A 2,500-nucleotide genomic window follows, 5' to 3' on the forward strand; every position below is an offset into this window, starting at 1 on the left:
GAACGCAGAAAGCGCCCCTTGGGGCGCTAAGTGCTTGATATCTGACTGGAAGTATTGGTTGCGGGAGTAGGATTTGAACCTACGACCTTCAGGTTATGAGCCTGACGAGCTACCGGGCTGCTCCATCCCGCGTCAGAGTCAGATTTGTTTTCATCGTGTTAGAGAGACTTGGGGATTTTGCTAGGTTTGGCGGTGACCTACTCTCCCGGGGCTTAAGCCCAAGTACCATTGGCGCGGCAGTGCTTAACTTCCGGGTTCGGGATGGGACCGGGTGTTTCACTTGCGCTATGACCACCAAACCGAGGAAAATCCCCACGTCGCTGTTTTTGCGGTGCAAAAAAGCGACGGGCAGGAGGCAGCGTATTCGCGAAGCGGATGCGCGGTCCTGCACGGTTGTGTCAATCAGATCAACGTTGTCCAACTCAGGGTGTGTATGTCTTTGATTTGTCTTTCCATTACTGGATCAAATCAAGCCTATCGGGCGATTAGTACCGGTCAACTGAACGCATTACTGCGCTTACATCTCCGGCCTATTGACGTGGTGGTCTTCCACGGCCCTCAGGGAGACCTTGTTTTGAGGGGGGCTTCCCGCTTAGATGCCTTCAGCGGTTATCCTGTCCGATCATAGCTACCCAGCACTGCCGTTGGCACGACAACTGGTCCACCAGTGGATCGTTCACCCCGGTCCTCTCGTACTAGGGGCAACTCCTCTCAAGTCTCCTACACCCACGGCAGATAGGGACCGAACTGTCTCACGACGTTCTAAACCCAGCTCACGTACCTCTTTAAACGGCGAACAGCCGTACCCTTGGGACCTGCTCCAGCCCCAGGATGAGATGAGCCGACATCGAGGTGCCAAACACTGCCGTCGATATGGACTCTTGGGCAGTATCAGCCTGTTATCCCCGGCGTACCTTTTATCCGTTGAGCGATGGCCCTTCCACTCGGGACCACCGGATCACTATGGCCGTCTTTCGACTCTGCTCGACTTGTCAGTCTTGCAGTCAGGCTGGCTTCTGCCATTGCACTCAACGAGCGATTTCCGACCGCTCTGAGCCAACCTTCGCGCGCCTCCGTTACGCTTTAGGAGGCGACCGCCCCAGTCAAACTACCCGCCACGCAGGGTCCCGGATCCGGATAACGGACCGCGGTTAGACATCAAGAGTGCGAAGGGTGGTATCTCAAGGGAGGCTCCACAGGTACTTGCGTTCCTGCTTCAAAGCCTACCACCTATCCTGCACATCACAATCCTGATGCCAGTGCGAAGCTGTAGTAAAGGTGCACGGGGTCTTTCCGTCTAACCGCGGGAAGCCTGCATCTTGACAGGCAATTCAATTTCGCTGAGTCGATGTTGGAGACAGCGGGGAAGTCGTTACGCCATTCGTGCAGGTCGGAACTTACCCGACAAGGAATTTCGCTACCTTAGGACCGTTATAGTTACGGCCGCCGTTTACCTGGGCTTCAATTCAAGGCTCTCACCTCTCCTTTTAACCTTCAGGCACCGGGCAGGCGTCAGACCCTATACGTCGTCTTGCGACTTCGCAGAGCCCTGTGTTTTTAATAAACAGTCGCCACCCCCTGGTTTGTGCCCCCAGCCCCTAGTTGCCTAGGAACCGGGCCTCCTTCTCGCGAACTTACGGAGGTATTTTGCCGAGTTCCTTCAACATCGTTCTCTCAAGCGCCTTGGTATGCTCTACCAGTCCACCTGTGTCGGTTTAGGGTACGGTCTGATGGAGGGCTATTTCCAGGAACCACTCAGCAGCCCAATCAATCCGATAAGATTGAACTACACCTGTGATCCGTCACATCCTCCTGGCCTAGGAATATTAACCTAGTTCCCATCGCCTACGCCTTTCGGCCTCGGCTTAGGGGCCGGCTTACCCTGCTCAGATTAGCTTTAAGCAGGAACCCTTGGACTTTCGGCGAGAGTGTCTCTCACACTCTTTGTCGCTACTCATGTCATCATTCTCACTAGTGATCTCTCCACCGGATCCCTCACAGGCCGGCTTCATCGAAAGAACTCGATCCGTCATTACATCCCGCTGCTGTTACACAACACAGATGCAAATACGGATGAGTTCTATGTCACACTACGCTCTGCTACCATGCCTTACGGCATCCTAAGCTTCGGCTCATGGCTTGAGCCCCGTTACATCTTCGCCGCAGGACAACTTATTTAGACCAGTGAGCTGTTACGCTATCTTTAAAGGATGGCTGCTTCTAAGCCAACCTCCTGGTTGTTTTGGTCGTCCCACCTGCTTTCCCACTTAGCCATGAATTGGGGGCCTTAGCTGTAGGTCAGGGTTGTTTCCCTCTCCACTACGGACGTTAGCATCCGCAGTGTGTCTGCCATCTAGTACTCCCGGGTATTCGGAGTTTGGTTAGGATCAGTAAGCCTGTGGGGCCCCATTACCCATCCAGTGCTCTACCCCCCGGGGTATTCGGATGACGCTCTACCTAAATAGATTTCGCAGAGAACCAGCTATCTCCGAGTTTGATT

1 tRNA gene and 2 rRNA genes (1 of these 3 cut by a window edge) are annotated in these 2,500 nt (G+C 54.2%); all 3 read right to left on the reverse strand.

The window, feature by feature from the left end:
- Positions 1–55: 55 nt before the first annotated feature.
- Positions 56–132: transfer RNA gene (locus tag ACR0ES_RS19950), tRNA-Met, on the reverse strand.
- A 52-nt stretch (positions 133–184) separates the two neighbouring features.
- Positions 185–299: ribosomal RNA gene (gene rrf / locus ACR0ES_RS19955) — 5S ribosomal RNA — on the reverse strand.
- Between the two features lie 165 nt (positions 300–464).
- Positions 465–2,500 (reverse strand): 23S ribosomal RNA (locus ACR0ES_RS19960) (it continues 809 nt past the right edge of the window).

It is taken from the genome of Ruegeria sp. N7 (assembly GCF_056531345.1).